Source organism: Microbacterium sufflavum (genome assembly GCF_023101165.1).
Taxonomy (GTDB): Bacteria; Actinomycetota; Actinomycetes; order Actinomycetales; family Microbacteriaceae; genus Microbacterium; species Microbacterium sufflavum.
In genome coordinates, this window is sequence record NZ_CP078076.1 from 1,234,093 (window position 1) to 1,249,946 (window position 15,854).

General features: G+C 71.4%; 13 protein-coding genes. 8 read left to right on the forward strand and 5 right to left on the reverse strand.

What is annotated here, in order from left to right:
• Positions 1-83: 83 nt before the first annotated feature.
• From KV394_RS06165 to KV394_RS06175, 3 genes are read right to left on the reverse strand one after another with little or no spacing between them, the layout of a single operon-like run.
• Complete coding sequence (locus KV394_RS06165) at positions 84-1,106, reverse strand: Gfo/Idh/MocA family protein (protein ID WP_247982568.1); 1,023 nt, start codon at positions 1,104-1,106, stop codon at positions 84-86.
• Positions 1,103-2,149, reverse strand: coding sequence for a Gfo/Idh/MocA family protein (locus KV394_RS06170; protein ID WP_247982569.1), 1,047 nt, complete (start codon positions 2,147-2,149; stop codon positions 1,103-1,105). Before KV394_RS06170 ends, KV394_RS06165 begins: the two co-directional genes overlap by 4 nt.
• A complete protein-coding gene (locus tag KV394_RS06175) occupies positions 2,146-3,315 on the reverse strand; it encodes an ROK family transcriptional regulator (RefSeq protein WP_247982570.1) in 1,170 nt (389 codons plus the stop codon). The genes KV394_RS06170 and KV394_RS06175 overlap by 4 nt, the downstream gene beginning before the upstream one ends.
• A 188-nt stretch (positions 3,316-3,503) precedes the next feature.
• Between KV394_RS06175 and KV394_RS06180 the strand changes: the two genes are divergently transcribed.
• The 8 genes from KV394_RS06180 to KV394_RS17370 all read left to right on the forward strand — a co-directional run bounded on the left by KV394_RS06180 (position 3,504) and on the right by KV394_RS17370 (position 14,086).
• Positions 3,504-4,745 (forward strand): ABC transporter substrate-binding protein, encoded by a 1,242-nt coding sequence (locus KV394_RS06180; protein WP_136030491.1) that lies wholly within the window; start codon positions 3,504-3,506, stop codon positions 4,743-4,745.
• A 69-nt stretch (positions 4,746-4,814) separates the two neighbouring features.
• Entirely contained in the window at positions 4,815-5,720 is a 906-nt protein-coding gene (locus KV394_RS06185; protein WP_247982571.1) for a carbohydrate ABC transporter permease, read from the forward strand.
• Positions 5,717-6,622: a carbohydrate ABC transporter permease gene (locus KV394_RS06190; RefSeq protein WP_136030487.1), complete on the forward strand. Its 906-nt coding sequence runs from the start codon at positions 5,717-5,719 to the stop codon at positions 6,620-6,622. Before KV394_RS06185 ends, KV394_RS06190 begins: the two co-directional genes overlap by 4 nt.
• A gap of 19 nt (positions 6,623-6,641) precedes the next feature.
• Positions 6,642-7,676, forward strand: a complete 1,035-nt coding sequence (locus KV394_RS06195) for an NAD-dependent epimerase/dehydratase family protein (RefSeq protein ID WP_247982572.1) — start codon at positions 6,642-6,644, stop codon at positions 7,674-7,676.
• On the forward strand, positions 7,676-8,758 hold the full coding sequence (locus KV394_RS06200; RefSeq protein WP_247982573.1) for a dihydrodipicolinate synthase family protein: 1,083 nt from the start codon (positions 7,676-7,678) through the stop codon (positions 8,756-8,758). Before KV394_RS06195 ends, KV394_RS06200 begins: the two co-directional genes overlap by 1 nt.
• Positions 8,755-9,771: a hydroxyacid dehydrogenase gene (locus KV394_RS06205; protein ID WP_136030481.1), complete on the forward strand. Its 1,017-nt coding sequence runs from the start codon at positions 8,755-8,757 to the stop codon at positions 9,769-9,771. The genes KV394_RS06200 and KV394_RS06205 overlap by 4 nt, the downstream gene beginning before the upstream one ends.
• A gap of 160 nt (positions 9,772-9,931) precedes the next feature.
• Positions 9,932-12,079 (forward strand): peptidase C14, encoded by a 2,148-nt coding sequence (locus KV394_RS06210; RefSeq protein ID WP_247982574.1) that lies wholly within the window; start codon positions 9,932-9,934, stop codon positions 12,077-12,079.
• 285 nt (positions 12,080-12,364) lie between these two features.
• Positions 12,365-14,086 carry a glycoside hydrolase family 26 protein gene (locus KV394_RS17370; RefSeq protein ID WP_282187146.1) on the forward strand — a complete coding sequence of 574 codons (1,722 nt, stop codon included), beginning with the start codon at positions 12,365-12,367 and terminating at the stop codon, positions 14,084-14,086.
• Between the two features lie 120 nt (positions 14,087-14,206).
• On the opposite strand, the gene KV394_RS06230 is transcribed toward KV394_RS17370, so the two are convergent.
• Together KV394_RS06230 and KV394_RS06235 are read right to left on the reverse strand one after the other, a co-directional pair.
• Positions 14,207-15,064: an SDR family NAD(P)-dependent oxidoreductase gene (locus tag KV394_RS06230; protein ID WP_247982575.1), complete on the reverse strand. Its 858-nt coding sequence runs from the start codon at positions 15,062-15,064 to the stop codon at positions 14,207-14,209.
• The gene (locus tag KV394_RS06235; protein WP_136030065.1) at positions 15,061-15,723 is read right to left on the reverse strand and encodes a GntR family transcriptional regulator; all 663 of its coding nucleotides are present in this window, start codon (positions 15,721-15,723) and stop codon (positions 15,061-15,063) included. Before KV394_RS06235 ends, KV394_RS06230 begins: the two co-directional genes overlap by 4 nt.
• Positions 15,724-15,854 lie beyond the last annotated feature (131 nt).

The following is a 15,854-nucleotide window of genomic DNA, read 5'->3' on the forward strand; positions in this document are numbered from 1 at the left end:
GCGGTGGTGCCAGGGTCGAAAAGGTGCGTGTGCGGTGCCCTGAAGGCGCGATTCTGAGCCCGCATCGAGCGGGTGGGCGCCGGCTAGAGGTGCACGACCTCGCCGTCGCGGGCGGCGGAGGCCTGCGCGGCCTTCACGATCTCGACCGTGCGGATGCCCACCCCGGCGTCGGGCTGCGGCTGACGGCCGTCGCGCACGGCACGCACGAACTCCTCCAGCAGCAGCGCGTCGAGGTCGGCGCCGACCGGGCTCCAGGTCTCACCGTGCGCGTCATGCCCGGCGACGCCCTTCGCGAACGGGCTCACGGTGACGGTGCCGCGCTCGGCGACGACCTGCAGCGTGAGGCCGCCCCACGTGGCCGAGCTCATCGGCCAGCTCCAGGAGCAGTCGATCGTGGCGACCACGCCGCCCGGGTACTGGATCGTGACGAGCCCGCCCGTCTCCACCGACAGCTCGCGCTGCGCGTGCAGCATCCGGTTCGACACGGCGCGCACGGACGCCGCTCGCTCGCCGAGCAGCTCGTCGAGCAGGTCGGCGCAGTGGACGACGTGGTCGACGAGCGCGCCGCCGCCCGCGAGCTCGGGGTCGGTGAACCAGGCCCTGTCCTGCGGGAGCTTGCCGTTGTTGATGCCGGTCACGCCGAGGATGCGCCCGAGTCGTCCGCTGCGCAGTTCGGCGATCGCGTCGCGCACCGCGGGGGAGAACCGCACGGGATAGGCGACCATGAGCAGCACACCCGCGGTCTCGCACGCGTCGCGCATGGCGATCGCATCCTCGACCGTGGTGGCCAGCGGCTTCTCGCACAGCACGTGCACGCCCGCCGCCGCAGCACGCTCGACGAGGGCGCGGTGCCGGGAGTTCTCGGCCGCGATCACGACGGCGTCCGGCTTCCACGCGAAGGCCTCGTCGTACGTGTCGACGTAGGCCACGCCCAGCTCGGCGGCGAGCTCCGCGCCGCGGGGTGCGTCGTCGGGCGCGGCCGCGCCGTCGGGGTCGGTCGCGATGAGCTCGACGCCGGGCATCTCCTTCAGCGCGTGCACATAGCTGAGGGCGTGCGTGTGCGCGAACGACAGGACGGCGATGCGCAGCGGGGCGGGGGCGGTCATCGGGTGGCCTCCTCGGTGGCGGGCGCGGCGGGATCGGGAGCGGTGGAGTCGGCCGCGGTGGTCTCCCCGGGGAGGGCGACCGCGGAGCCCGAGGCGATGGAGGCGTAGGCGGCCTCGGCGACCGCGACCGCGGCGATCCCGTCGGCGGGGGCGACGCGCGCCGCACGGCCCTCGCGGATCGCGGCCACGAAGTCGGCGATCTCGGCGTAGTACGGGCTCTCCTCTGGCGACATCGGCGGCAGGTAGTCGGCGTCGCCCTCGGGCACCACGGCGTCGGTGCGGAGGGTGTGGTCCTCGGCGCTGTCGTACCGCAGACGGCCCGCCGATCCCGCGACCTCGACGCTCGTGCGGAACGGCATGCCGGGCTGCACCCAGCTCGCGTGCAGGTGACTGAGCACGCCGTTGCGGTGGGTGAGCACGACGTGCGCGGTCACGGGCGCGGGCACGCGGTCGTCCACCGTCGGCGGGTTCTGCACGGCGTAGACGCTGGCGACCGGTCCGGCGAACCACAGCGCCTGGTCGATGTCGTGGATCATGAGGTCGCGGATCACGCCGCCGCCCGCCCGCTCGGAGAAGAACCACCCGGTCTGCGGCGCGGAGCCCGCACGGCTGAACCGCTGCACCGCGAGCTCGCCCACACGCCCGGCCTCGATGCCCGCCTTGATCTGCGCGTACTCGCCCATGTACCGCACGACGTGCGCGGGGAACAGTCGGACACCGGCGCGAGCGGCGGCCGCGGTCACCTCTGCGGCGGCCTCGGCGGTCGCGGCGAGCGGCTTCTCGCAGATCACGTCGCGACCGCGGGCGATGGCGCGCAGCGCGAAGTCGGCGTGCGTGCTGCTGGGCGTGACGATGTCGACCAGGTCGACCAGCTCGATCAGCGCGTCGACGTCGGCGACCAGCTCGAAGCCGTACTCCGCGGCGATCTCCTCGGCACCGTCGAGCGAGGTCACGTAGCCCCGCACGCCCAGCGCCCGCCACGCGTCGGCGTGCACGCGGGAGATGCCGCCCGCGCCGATGAGTCCGACTGTCAACGTGCTCACTGCTTCTCCTCGGTGTCGTCGCCGGTGACCGGCTCGTGCGGCAGGGGGGTGATGGGCGGGGCTGGCATGTCGTCGATGCCGGAGATCTCGGCGGGGTGCCGCTGGAACGCGTGCACGACCGCACCGTGCGCTGCGGCTTCCGCGCCCAGTCGCGCCTCGGCGACCGGCACCTGGAACGGCAGCCCGAGGTGCCTGGGGAGCGCGGCCCGCAGCGGGTCGAGCAGCTGCTCGTGCGCCGCCGAGAGTCCGCCGCCGATGACGACCATGGCGGGATCGACCGTGAGGATCAGCGTGGCGATGCCGTGCGCGAGCTCGTCGATGAACGCGTCGAGCTCCTCGCGTGCCCCGGGGTCGCCCTCCCGCGCGAGGGCGAACACCTCCGCGGCGGTGGGGGCCGTGCGCCAGGGGATCTGCCCGGTCTCGCTGTTGAGTCCGCGGAAGGCCAGGCGTCCGATGTCGCCCGCCGCGTTGTGGATGCCGCGGCGGGGGCGTCCGCCGAGGATGAGGCCCATCGCGATGCGGTTGCCGACCGACAGGTAGATCACGTCGTCGACGAGCTGCGCGACCCCGAGGTGGTGTTCCGCGACCGCGGCGAGACGCACGCCGTTGTCGACGGCGACCGGGCACCCGAACGCGTGCCGCAGCTGCGAGCCGATGTCGATGCCCGACCACTCGGGGATGACGACCGAGGTGGTCACGCGGCCGGCGTCGTCGACGAGCCCGGGGAGGGAGACGCCGACGGCGCGCACCTGCGACGCGGGGATGCCGGTGTCGGCGAGGGTGCCGCGGATGTGGGAGATGACGGCGGCGAGCTTGGCGGCCCCGTCGGTCTGCGCCGAGACGCCGGGGTAGGTGTGCTGGGCGACGACCGCTCCGGCGAGGTCGGACAGCACGACCCGGACGCTCGCGACGCCGATGTCGACGCCCACGACGGTGCCGGCGGCGGCGTGGAACGCGTACCGGCGGGCGGGTCGTCCGGCCCCTCCGCCGTTCTGCGCGGGCGCGTCGACCAGCAGCCCGGAGTCGCTGAGCACGGTCACGGCGTTCTCGACCGAGGTGCGGGAGACCTCCAGCGAGCGGGACAGATCGCTCACGGTCGCCGGTCCCGTGTCGCGCAGCTGGAGGGCGCAGCGCGCCACGATCGACAGCGGACTCGTCACGCCCATGTGCGGTGCCTCCTTCGTCCCCGTCGTTGGTGCGATCAAATTAGCACACCCGGTTCTCACATCGTGTTTTGTCGTTGACGATCGAGAAACACGCTGGAAACAAGCGTCTGAGAACTTGTACTTGACGAATTATCCCAGCCCAATGTCATAATGAACCGTACTCAGCACGGTTTACGCAAAGGAGCACCATGCGCGTCAGCAAGATCACCGGCGTCGTCGCGGGAGTCGCGGCCGCCACCCTGTTGGCCGGATGTTCGGCCGGCGGAGGCACCACCGCAGAGGGCGAGCAGGACATCACGGTCTGGCTCTACCCGGTCATCGCCGACGAGGCGGTGCACAAGGACTTCTGGGACTCGACCATCGAGGCGTTCGAGAAGGAGAACGAGAACGTCAACGTCTCCTACGAGATCTTCCCGTGGGCCAACCGCGACGAGGCCCTCCAGACCGCGATCGCGGCCGGCAAGGGTCCCGACGTCGTCTACCTCATCCCCGATCAGCTCGCCGCCTACCAGAAGTCGATCGCTCCGCTGAACGACCTGCTCAGCACGGAGCGTCAGGACGACCTGCTGCCCAACGTCAAGGAGTCCGTCACCATCGGCGGCGACATCCTCGGTGCCCCCATCCTCACCAGCGCCCAGCCGCTCATCTGCAACGCCGCCGCGTTCGAGGCCGCCGGCGTGACCGAGTACCCCGAGACCTGGGACGACGTCGCCGAGATGGCACCCGCGTTCGTGGAGAAGGGCATGTACGCCCTGAACTACCCGGCGTCCGCCGAGAACACCCTCAACCTCACCTACTACCCGCTGCTGTGGCAGGCGGGCGGCGAGGTCTACACCGAGGACGGCGAGGTCGGCTTCGACAGCAAGGCCGGCGAGAAGGCGCTCACCTTCCTCACCGACCTGGCAGAGGAGGGCGCGCTCGACCCCGAGGCGCTCACCACCAACGTGCCGCTCGAGCAGACCGCGATCGCGCAGGGCAAGGTCGCCTGCACCTGGAACAACGCGGTCACCGAGGTCGCGCCGTTCTGGGGCGAGGAGAACGTGAAGGTGCTCGCGCCGCTCAGCGACAAGGAGTCCGTCGCGTACGGCACCGTCGGTTCGCTCTCGGTGCTCAAGGGCTCGAAGGCGAAGGACGCCGCCGCCGCGTTCGCCGAGTACGCCACCGGCGCCGACGTGGTCGAGCCGTACCTGACCGCCGCCGGCTACTTCTCCGCACTCAGCACGACCGAGCCGCTGTACGCCGACGACCCGCTGCTCGGCGAGGTCGAGAAGTACGTGCCCGACACCACCGTCGGTCAGCTCGACGCCAGCTCCCGCGCCCTGATGGGTGTGCTGTCGCCCGAGATCCAGGCCGCCCTGCTCGGCCAGAAGTCGCCCGCCGACGCCCTGAAGGACGCCGCGGCCGCCGCAGCCCCGCTGCTGCAGAAGTGAGGCGACGGGGGGCGTGCGGACAGCCGCCGCACGCCCCCTCCTCTCCGCCCCCGACGTGAGGAAACGACAATGACGACGGCCACCACGGCACCCAAGCCCGCAGGGCGCGTCGCCCGGGTGCTCGCCCGGCGGGAAGCGCGCATCGCGTTCCTGTTCGTGCTCCCCGCCTTCCTGCTGTTCATCGCCTTCCGCTTCGGCCCGAGCATCGCGGGCGTGGCGCTGAGCTTCTTCGACTACGACATCTCCGGCGAGATCGCGTGGCGCGGACTCGACCACTTCCAGCGCCTGGTCGCCGATCCGCTGTTCTGGCGGGCGCTGGGCACCACCGTCACCTACACGGTGCTGGCGGTGCCGATCGCGCTCGTGCTGTCGACCGTGATGGCCCTCGGCGTGCGACGGGCCTTCCGCGGCGCCCGCTTCTTCCGGTCGATCTTCTTCCTGCCCGTCATCACCTCGCTGGTGCTCGCCGGCTCGATCTTCGTGTGGATCTTCTCCGCGAACGGCCCCTGGTCGGCCCTGATGGCCCCGCTCGGGCTGGGCGGCTCGTGGCTCGGCAGCACCGTGCTCGTGATCCCCGCGATCGTCGTGGTGGGCGTGTGGTCGCGGTTCGGCTACGGGATGATGATCCTCATCGCGGCGCTGCAGGACGTGCCGCGCGAGCTGGAGGAGGCCGCGCTGGTCGACGGCGCGAACGCCTGGCAGCGGTTCCGGTGGATCATCCTCCCGCACCTGCGCCCCACGTTCTTCTTCCTCGCGGTGATCGAGACCACCGCGGCCTTCCAGGTGTTCGACGTGATCTACGTGATGACCCAGGGTGGTCCGGCGAACGCCAGCTACTCGCTCGTCTACCTGCTGTACGACCAGGGCTTCCGCTACTTCGACTACGGCTACGCGGCCGCCGTCGGCGTCGCCCTGTTCGTCATGACCCTCGTGGTCGCCCTCATCCAGCGCCTCGTGATCGGAAAGCAGAAATGACCGCTCTCCTGCAGCCCCCGACGCAGACCGCCGCGCCGACCCCGCAGCCCGCGCCCCGCAAGCGCCGCTCGTTCCGCGCGCTGGAGCCCACCGGCTGGGGCGTGGTCGTGCGGTGGATCTGGCTGAGCCTCGCGGGCATCCTCAGCTTCTTCCCGTTCTACGCGATGGTCGTGCTGAGCCTGAAGCCCGGCATGGTCGTCGAGCTCCCCGGCTCGCTGCTGCCCTGGACGGACATCTCGTTCGACTCCTACGCGCAGGTGCTCGGCGGTCAGAACATCCTCGGCTGGCTGTTCAACACGCTCGTCTACTCGCTCGTGTCGGTCGTGGCCGTGCTGTTCCTCTCCGCGCTCGCCGGCTACGCCTTCGCCAAGAAGCGCTTCCGCGGCAAGGAGGTCATGTTCTGGTCGTTCCTGGCGATGGTCATGGTGCCGTTCCACGTGACGCTGATCCCGACGTTCATCCTGATGGCGAACCTCGGCGGCATCGACACCTACTGGGGCCTGATCCTGCCGACGCTCGCGAACGCGCAGGCCGTGTTCCTGATGCGGCAGTTCATCCAGGGGCTGCCCGACGAGCTGTTCGAGGCGGCACGGATCGACGGTGCGGGGGAGTTCCGCATCTTCCTGCGGATCGTGCTGCCGCTGTGCAAGCCGATCCTCGCCACCCTCGGCATCTTCGTGTTCCTGTGGCACTGGAACGACTTCCTGTGGCCGCTCATCATCGCCAAGTCGAACTCGATGTTCACCCTCACCGTGGGCATCTCGTCGCTGCAGCAGCAGAACGTGCCGCTCAGCACCATGCTCGCCGGCTCCGTCGTGGCGCTGCTGCCCATCTTCCTCGCGTACCTGATCGCCCAGCGGTACGTGCAGGAGGGCGTGACCGGCACCGGGATCAAGGGCTGAGAAGAAGGGAAAGCACCACATGACTCAGCACAGCTTCGCCTCCGAGGCCGAGCTCGAAGAGGTCCTGGCCACGCCGAGCGACGCGCTCGTGGCCGACCTGGCACGCGGATCGGGCGACCTCGTGATCCTCGGCGCCGGCGGCAAGATGGGCCCGACGCTCGCGATGCTCGCGCGCCGCGGGATGGACGCGGCCGGCCGGACGGACGACGCCGTGTACGCGGTCTCGCGCTTCGGCGACGCCGCGATCCGCGAGCGCCTGGAGGCCGCGGGCGTGATCGTCGTGCCGTTCGACCTGATCGAGAACGACGACTTCTCCGCCCTTCCCGACGCCCCCCACGTGGTGTTCATGGTCGGCGCGAAGTTCGGTGCGGCGACCAACGCGTCGTGGGCGTGGGAGGTCAACGCCGCCCTGCCCGACCGGGTGGCCCGCCGCTACCGCGACAGCGCGATCGCCGTGCTGTCCACCGGCAACGTGTACCCGTTCGTGCCCGCGTCGTCGGGCGGCGCGTCGGAGGACGTGACCCCGGCGCCGATCGGCGAGTACGCCCAGTCGTGCCTCGGACGGGAGCGGGTGTTCGAGTTCGGTGCGCAGGAGCGCGGCACGAAGGTCGCCATCATCCGCCTGAACTACGCGGTCGACCTGCGCTACGGGGTGCTGGCCGACATCGGCACGGCCGTGCACGCGGGCGAGCCCGTGTCGGTCGCCACCGCCAACGTCAACGTGATCTGGCAGGGCTACGCGAACGAGGTGGTGCTGCGCAGCCTCGCGCACGCGTCGACCGACCCGTTCGTCATCAACCTCACCGGGCCGGAGCTGCTGAGCGTGGAGTCGGTCGCCCGCGGCTTCGGCAGCCTGTTCGACCGCGAGGTCACGATCGTCGAGGAGCCGCAGCCGACCGCGCTGCTCAGCGACGCCCGCCGCTGCATGGCCCTGTTCGGCTACCCGTCCGTGTCGGCCGAGGAGCTGATCCGCATGCAGGCCTCCTGGATCGACGCGGGCCTGCCGATGATCGCCAAGCCCACCAAGTGGGCCGTGCGGGACGGGAAGTTCTGATGTCGTCGTCCGCGGACACCGCGACCGTGCCGGTGCTGCGACCCGAGGCCGCGGCCACGCTCGCGCGCGGTGCCGTGATCCCCGCGCACCCGCTCGCGCTGACGGCCGACCGCACGCTCGACGAACGCCGCCAGCGCGCCCTCACGCGCTACTACCTCGACGCGGGCGCCGGTGGTGTCGCGGTGGGGGTGCACACGACCCAGTTCGAGATCCGCGACCCGGAGCACGCCCTGTTCGAGCCCGTGCTCGCGCTCGCCGCGGAGGAGCTCGACGCCCGCGCGGGTGCCGAGGTCGTGCGCATCGCCGGTGTGGCGGGTGGCACGGCGCAGGCGGTGGCCGAGGCCGAGCTCGCGCGCGGGCTGGGGTACGACGCCGTGCTGGTGAGTCCCCGCGTCGCGGGCGCCGACGAGCGTGCCCTGCTCGAACGCGCCCGCGCCGTCGGCGAGGTGCTGCCCGTGGTGGGCTTCTACCTCCAGACCGCGATCGGCGGGCCCGTGCTCGGCCGTGACTTCTGGCGCGAGTTCGCGTCGATCCCCTCCGTGGTCGCGGTGAAGGCCGCGCCGTTCGACCGCTACCGCACGCTGGAGCTGGTGCGCGGGGTGGCGGCGTCCGGTCGCGCCGACGACATCGCCCTGTACACCGGAAACGACGACGCGATCGTCGCCGACCTGCTGTCGGAGTTCCACGTGGACTCGCCGTCCGGCCCGCGCACGCTGCGCTTCGTCGGCGGGCTGCTCGGCCAGTGGGCCGTGGGTACGCGGGCGGCCGTCGCGCTGCTGGAGCGGGCGCGGCAGGCGATGGACGGCGACGCCGAGGCGTACCGCGAGCTGGGGCTGCTGGCCTCCGACATGGTCGACGTGAACCAGGCGGTGTTCGACCCGGGCAACGACTTCCACGGCGTGATCGCGGGCGTGCACGAGATGCTGCGCCAGCAGGGCCTGCTCGACGGCACGTGGTGCCTCGACCCGGCCGAGGGGCTCTCGCCAGGGCAGGCGGAGGAGATCGCCCGGGTGCGCCGTGCCTACCCGGCCCTGAACGACGACGCGTTCATCGCCGCGCACCTCGAGGACTGGCTGCGATGAGCGCCGCGGCGCCCGCGGTCGTCGTGGCGGCGGTTCCGGAGGCGCTGTCGGCGGAGTTCTTCGCGCCCGCCGACCTCGAGCGCCTGCACCGTGCCGCGGCCGCCGCGGGCGGGAGGTTCGTGCGGGTCGAGTCGCTCGACGACCTCGACCCCGCCGAGCTGCGCGGGGCACGGGTCGTGATCACGAGCTGGGGTGCCCCGCCGTTCGACCCCGCCCTGCTCGCGCGCCTTCCGGCGCTGGAGCTCGTGGCGCACACGGGCGCGTCCGTCAAGGCGTTCGCGACCGGGGAGCTGTTCGACCGGGGCGTCGCGGTGACCCAGGCGGGCGACGCCATGGCCCGCCCGGTCGCCGAGGTGTCGCTCGCCTTCACGCTCGCGCTGCTGCACCGGCTGCCCGAGCTGTCGCACGGGGTGCGCGCGGGCGGCTGGTACGACGCGGCCGCGGTGGGCACGCAGCACGAGATCCTCGGGGCGCCCATCGCGGTGATCGGCGCGTCGCGGACGGGTCGTGCGTACCTGCCGCTGATCTCGGCGCTGGGCGCGGAGCCGCTGCTGGTGGATCCCACGATCGACGCCGCCGCGGCCGCCGCCCTCGGTGCCGAGCTGGTGCCGCTGGACGAGGCGCTTCGTCGCGCCCGCATCGTCGCGGTGCACGCGCCGACGCTGCCCGAGACGCATCACCTCCTCGGTCGGCGGGAGCTCGCGCTGATGCCCGACGGCGCGGGGCTGGTGAACACGGCCCGCTCGTGGCTGGTGGACGAGGCCGCGCTCATCGACGAGGTGCGTACGGGCCGCCTGAGCGCCGCGGTGGACGTGTTCGACGAGGAGCCGTTCGGCGCCGACAGCCCGTTCCGCACGCTCCCCGGGGTGCTCGTGACGCCGCATCGCGCCGCCGGCACCCACGAGGGGCGGCTGCGGCAGGGCCGGATCGTGGCGGACGAGGTCGCGGCGTTCTTCGAGGGCCGACCGCTCGCCCACACGGTGGATCGCGCCGCGCTGGCGTGGATGGCATGACCGCGGTGATCGCGCGCGGGGACGACCCCGCCGGCTGACGCGGGGTGGATCGTCCGGGCGGGAGCCCGGGGTGCTGGGGTCGGGGGACTCGAGGGAGGACGCGGCTCGGCCGGACGGCCGGACGCCTGACCGCGGCGACGACGCCGCAAGGAGGATGAGCATGACCCAGCAGGAGATGACCGAGACCGCCGCGCTGCGCAGCAGGCGCATGCTGCTCGCCGGGTTCGGTGCCGCCGCGCTCGGCGGTGTCGCGGCGGCGGCCGCCCCGAGCGCCGCGCAGGCCGTGGGGCCCGTGGCGCCGCAGGACTCGTCGGGCTCGAAGACCGTGGCGAACGCCGGCACGGCTGCGGCGCTCGCGGCTCGCAAGGGCAAGGACGGCGACCTGGTGCGCACGAGCGGCTACGCGGCTCCGGGCGACGGCGGCGCCGGCCTGTACCGCTTTGTGAAGAAGGACGGCCCTGCGGCCAACGGCGGCACGGTGCTCGCGGGGCCCAAGGGCGGCGTCTGGGTGCTGGTGCACCAGGGCACGGTGGACTTCCGGGTGTTCGGGATCATGGACGCCTCCGTCCCGGCCGACGACGCGCTGGACGCGCTGGTGGGCGACGCGAGCGTCCGCCGCATCGAGGCGTACTCCGACCTCAACTTCGTGCGCCGGCACCGGTTCACCCGTTCCCACCTGGCGTTCGACTTCCACCACCACCTCATGACCACGCAGGGCATCGAGAACGCCGGCAAGGACGACCCGTTCGCCGCGGTCATGTTCTTCCGCGGCGAGGTGACCGAGGCGGTGCAGGAGGCGCGGCTCGGCGAGAACGTGCCCGACCTCGCCGACGTCTTCCCGGTCGCCGACTCCTCGTTCTTCGCGGTCGGCGAGTGGTACGCGGCCGAGGTGAACGCGCTCTCGGGTCGCTGGGAGCGCGAACTGCAGCGGCTCGTGCAGGTGACCCAGATCGTGGACGGCACGCACATCCGCGTGAACTACAAGAACGGCTGGCCGCTCGGCAAGGACCGCACCATGACGTGGCGGCACGTGAAGCCCGTGCAGGACATCACGGTGTCGAACCTGAAGTTCCTGGGCGGAGGGACCGACGAGTACACCGGCTCGCACCCGCTGGCGTTCGAGTACGCGGTGCGCTGCGACGTCGACCACATCGACGGCACCGCCACGTTCTGGCCGCTCATCCAGCGTCGCTGGAACACGTACTTCAGCACCGAGAGCTGCACGCTGAAGAACCCGACCTCCGTCACGTGGGGTGGCGCGGGCTACCTGACGCAGCAGATCTACTGCCTGTACGGGTACGTCGCCAACTGCCACACCGCGAACGCGCGGCACCTCAACGACTTCACGGCGAGCGCCTACTGCCTGGTGGAGAACTGCCACGGCGACGGCGACGACCAGGGCCCGTTCGTGACGCACGGGCAGTACGAGCACGACCTGACCTACACGGGCAACTCCGGCCTGATGACGTTCGCGAACTCGGGTGCTGCGTGGGGCTCGGCCGCCAAGCGCATCACGGTGCGCAAGCACGTGTGCTCGTGGTTCGTGGCGCGCGTGCGCATCACCGACCTCACGCTGGAGGACGTGCAGGTGATCGGCAAGCCGTCGCTGTCGGGCTCCGGCATGCTGTGGATCAACGCCGACGGCGCGCAGCTGCGCGGGTGCACGGCGTCGGACACCCTGATCATCACTCAGGCGTCGGACAACTCCGCCCGCCCGACCGTGATCGCCGACTCGCACATCACGTTCGTCGCTCCGGGCGACCTCACCAACGCGACGGTCACGACCCCGGTCACCTTCGTCGACACCGTGCTCACGAACGTCGGCGGCGTGAAGATCGGCGGGGCGGGCGCCGTGACGTTCCGCGGCTCGACCCTCACCGCCGCGGAGGACTCCGCGCCCCTCGCGTCGTCGTCCGAGCGGCTGCGGTTCGAGGGCGCGACCCTGCGCAACGTGCGGATCGCGGCGGCCAGGGGCGAGCGGCAGACGCTGGAGTTCGCGGGTGCGGACATCGCGGCGAAGGGCGGCACGGGGATCGGGCGGACGGGCGCGGGCGAGCTGCACGTGACCCTGAGCGACAGCACCTTCCGCGGCGACGGCGGCACGAACCACGTCTCCCTCACCTCGGGCGCGACGCACTACCGCGCGGTCGGGAACCGGTTCGAGGGCGGCAGGCTCGAGCTGGGGGCCGACGCGTTCGGTGCCGAGTCGACGCTGCTGCACACCGGGAACGTCGAGGCCGGGGTGACTCGCACGGCCTTCCCCGACGCGGGCGACCGCGTGGTCGACACCGCGAATCTGCTGGTGTGAGGGTGCGCCGCGGGAGGGCCGTTCGTCGGCTCTCCCGCGGCCGTCGGGATCGTATCGCTCTGGAATATGGGTAACGCGTTACATTCTGTCGCATAGGGTGGACACCGCTATCTGTTCGCAGGATGCATCGAGGGGGAAAGCTCGGCCCGCATCCGAACCAGAAGAACCCGGTGACGTCCCGAGAGATCCGGGCGGTCTTCCTGACCCTTCGAAATGATGAGATCACTACGTAATTCGATTCACCCTGTCCGCTCTACCCTGCTCGCCTCTCTCGCCGCCGTCGCGGTGATCGGCTCCGGTGCCATCGCGGCACCCTCCTCGGCCTCCGCCGCAGACGCGGCGTCGAACGCCATCGCCTCCGTGATCGAGAGGGGGTCGGAGTGGTCGTACTACCGGTCGACCACGACGCCCTCGTCGGACTGGCAGACCGGCTCGTCGTCGTGGGACACCGCGAAGGCTCCGTTCGGCGCCGGTTCGCGGGTCGGACGCGTCGCGACGAAGATCCCGTCGTCGACCGACCGCCCGCTGTCGACCTTCTTCACCAAGAGCTTCACGCTCACCTCGGACCTCCCCGAGTGGTCGTGGCTCAACACCTGGGCTGACGACGGCATCGTGGTGTGGATCAACGGCACCGAGGTCGGGCGCAAGAACGCGCCGACGGGCGACATCACGGCGAAGAGCTACGCCACCGCCGCGCCGTCGACCACCTCCGCCCGCTCGAACCCGGTGTCATTCTCGATCCCGGTGAACCTTCTCCACGAGGGCGAGAACACCATCGCGGTGCAGGTGCTGGCCAACTACCACGCGACCCCCAATGTGAGCTTCGACGCACACCTCGTGCGGGAAGACACCCCGTCGGGTCAGGCCGTGGCTCCCGCACCCGCCCCGGCTCCGGCTCCGGCTCCGGCCCCGGCTCCGGAGGACGACTCCACGCAGGTCGCGCCGCCGGCGAGCGAGCAGGAACCTCCGGCCGAGGAGCCCGCTCCCGCACCCGAGCCGGCCCCCGCCCCCGCACCCGCACCCGCACCCGCGCCCGCGCCGGCGACGGACGGGAGTGGGTCGGCGACGAGCGACCCCGACGCCTGCGGTGCCCAGGCGATGCTGGCCCCGTCGTGCGGCGCCCTGTGGGGCGTGTACGCCACCGAGGGCGGATCGAACCTCGTGACCTCGGTCACCGATCTCGAGGCCAAGGTCGGGCGCAAGTTCGACATGACCATGCGGTACCACGACTTCTCCACCCACGTGCATCAGGGGCAGTTCCCCGACGCGGAGGAGCAGACGCTGGGTCAGGACCGCACGCTGCTGTTCTCGTGGCAGTCGCGCGTCTCCGACACCAACACCATGATCGCGTGGTCGCGCATCACCAAGGGCGAGATGGACTCGTACATCGATTCCGCCGCCGACCGGGTCAAGGCGTTCGGCAAGCAGGTCATGATCGCGTTCGATCCCGAGTTCGACAACGGCCCGAACGAGGAGAAGGGCACGATGGCGGACTACGCCAGCGCCTACCGCCACATCCATGACCGTTTCGAGGCCAAGGGCGTGACCAACGTCGCGTGGGCCTGGGTGTCGACCGGGTACCTCGGCGACGGGAACGACGACCGCATCATGCAGGGCTACCCCGGAGACTCCTACGTGGACTGGGTGGGTTACGACCCGTACAACTTCTACACGTGCAACGGCACCGGGTGGACGACCTTCGCCGACAAGATCGATCAGAAGTACCACTTCTTCACGCAGGGCAGCCTGGGCACCAAGCCGCAGATCCTGTCCGAGTACGGCACCTCGTACAACACGTCCGACCCGGCGCTCGCGCAGGACTGGCACCGCGACATCCCCGATGCACTCAAGGACTACCCGAACCTGAAGGCGCTCGTGCGGTTCAACTCGCCCGGTGCCCTGGGCACAGGAGAGAAGTGCACGCTCCAGATCGAGAACGGCCCCGGCATGCTCGAGTCGTTCAAGGACGCGGGTCTGGATCCGTTCGTGAACACGCGCGGGAACTGACCCCGCGTCGAGCCACTCCGCTCGACAGGACTGCGCCCCCTCGGGCGCCGGTGCCTCACACACCGGTGCGCGAGGGGGCGCTCCTCGTGTCACGACCGCGGGCGATCGGCGTCCGCGGGGTCAGTCCTCGGCGGCGGGGAGTCCGACGAGCTCGGCGCTCCGTTGCCACAGGGCCTCCGCGAGCACGGGGTCGTTCGCCTGCGGGTTCACCCGGGTGGTGAGGACGCGCTCGTCGTAGTACGCGCCGGAGGTCCAGGTCTCGCCCGGGGTCCCGTCGATGAACCACCGCAGGGTCGCCCCTCCGCGGTCGGTCCCGATCAGGAGGACGTGCCGCAGCGGCGACCGGTACACCAGCCGCATGATGCTCGACGAGTCCGCCGCGAAGTTCGTGCGGACCGTGCCGGGGTGGAACGCCACGGCGCTGAGGCCCCGCGCGTGGAACCTCTCGTGCAGGCTCTTCGCGAACAGGATGTTGGCGAGCTTCGCGTCGCCGTAGGCCTTGTTGGGGCTGAAGCGGCGATGGTTGTCGAGGTCGTCCAGGTCGAGGTGCCCGAACAGCCGGTGGCCCACGCTCGACGTGTTGATCACGGCGCCGCGCGCCCGGAGCAGGTGGGGCAGCAGCAGATTCGTCAGCAGGAACGGCGCCAGGTGGTTCACCTGGAGCGTCTTCTCGTAGCCGTCGACCGTGGGGGTGCGGTCGCCGAAGATGCCGCCGGCGTTGTTGGCCAGCACATCGATGCCGTCGTCGCCCACGGCCGCGTCGATGCGGGTCGCGAGGGAGCGGACGTCGTCGAGCCGCGCGAAGTCGGCCACGTGATGCTCGGCTCCGATCTCCTCCGCGACGGCGCGGGTCTTCTCCGGGGAGCGCCCGACCAGGATCAGCCGATGCCCGGCGTCGGCGAGCTGACGCGCGGCGGCAGCGCCGATGCCGTCGGAAGCACCGGTCAGGACGATGGTGCGGCGGCCGGTCGCGGTCACTCGGCCTCCGCCTCGACCGTCGGGGTGATGCGCTCGACAGCGCGCGTCACGTGCTCGGCGATCACGGCGCGGGCGCGATCGGGGTCGCCGCTGGCCACGGCGTCGATGATCTGCTGGTGGCTGCGCACGTGCTCCTCCTGCTCGGCGGGGTCGAGCGCGGCGTTCGCGGCCTGGATGAACCCGGCGATCCGACCACGCAGCTGGGCGCTGAGCTCGTCGAGGAACCGGTGCTCGGCGAGGTCGGCCAGCGTCTCGTGGAACAGCCGGTCCTGGCGCAGCACCTCCGCGATGTCGCCGGGCGCCGCATCGGACATCGCCTGGATGATGGCGCCGAGGCGTGCCGCCGACTCCTCGTTCCACCGCTCCTGCACGCGGATGGCCATGAACTGCTCGAGCACGATGCGCAGGCTCGAGATCTCCTCCAGGTCCTGCGCGGTGAGCTGGGCCACGCGGGCGCCGCGGCGGGGTTCGCGTGTGATCAGGCGCTCCTCGGCCAGGCGGGTCAGCGCCTCGCGCACCGGGATGTGGCTCACGCCGAGCCGCTCCGCGAGCTTGCGCTCCACCAGCCGTTCGCCCGGCGCGAGCTCGCCCGAGTGGATGGCGGCCCGAAGCTCGTCGGTGACCTGTTCGGCGATGTTCTGATCCGACACGCTGCGCATCCGGGGCCCTTCTCGGTTTCGCGCGGCCCGGTGCTCGTCGCGTGGGGCCTCTTCGCTCGCTCGATGCTATGGCATCCGCGACAGGACTGGACAGAACGACGCTGGTGCTAGATGCTATAGCAAAACCTAGC

What these genes read in the sequence shown, in the direction of transcription:
- KV394_RS06165 (WP_247982568.1), bottom strand. Translation starts at nt 1,106, where the DNA reads ATGACCGCCCCCGCCCCGCTGCGCATCGCCGTCCTGTCGTTCGCGCAC.
- KV394_RS06175 (WP_247982570.1), bottom strand. Translation starts at nt 3,315, where the DNA reads ATGGGCGTGACGAGTCCGCTGTCGATCGTGGCGCGCTGCGCCCTCCAG.
- KV394_RS06180 (WP_136030491.1), top strand. Translation starts at nt 3,504, where the DNA reads ATGCGCGTCAGCAAGATCACCGGCGTCGTCGCGGGAGTCGCGGCCGCC.
- KV394_RS06185 (WP_247982571.1), top strand. Translation starts at nt 4,815, where the DNA reads ATGACGACGGCCACCACGGCACCCAAGCCCGCAGGGCGCGTCGCCCGG.
- KV394_RS06190 (WP_136030487.1), top strand. Translation starts at nt 5,717, where the DNA reads ATGACCGCTCTCCTGCAGCCCCCGACGCAGACCGCCGCGCCGACCCCG.
- KV394_RS06195 (WP_247982572.1), top strand. Translation starts at nt 6,642, where the DNA reads ATGACTCAGCACAGCTTCGCCTCCGAGGCCGAGCTCGAAGAGGTCCTG.
- KV394_RS06200 (WP_247982573.1), top strand. Translation starts at nt 7,676, where the DNA reads ATGTCGTCGTCCGCGGACACCGCGACCGTGCCGGTGCTGCGACCCGAG.
- KV394_RS06205 (WP_136030481.1), top strand. Translation starts at nt 8,755, where the DNA reads ATGAGCGCCGCGGCGCCCGCGGTCGTCGTGGCGGCGGTTCCGGAGGCG.
- KV394_RS06210 (WP_247982574.1), top strand. Translation starts at nt 9,932, where the DNA reads ATGACCCAGCAGGAGATGACCGAGACCGCCGCGCTGCGCAGCAGGCGC.
- KV394_RS06235 (WP_136030065.1), bottom strand. Translation starts at nt 15,723, where the DNA reads ATGCGCAGCGTGTCGGATCAGAACATCGCCGAACAGGTCACCGACGAG.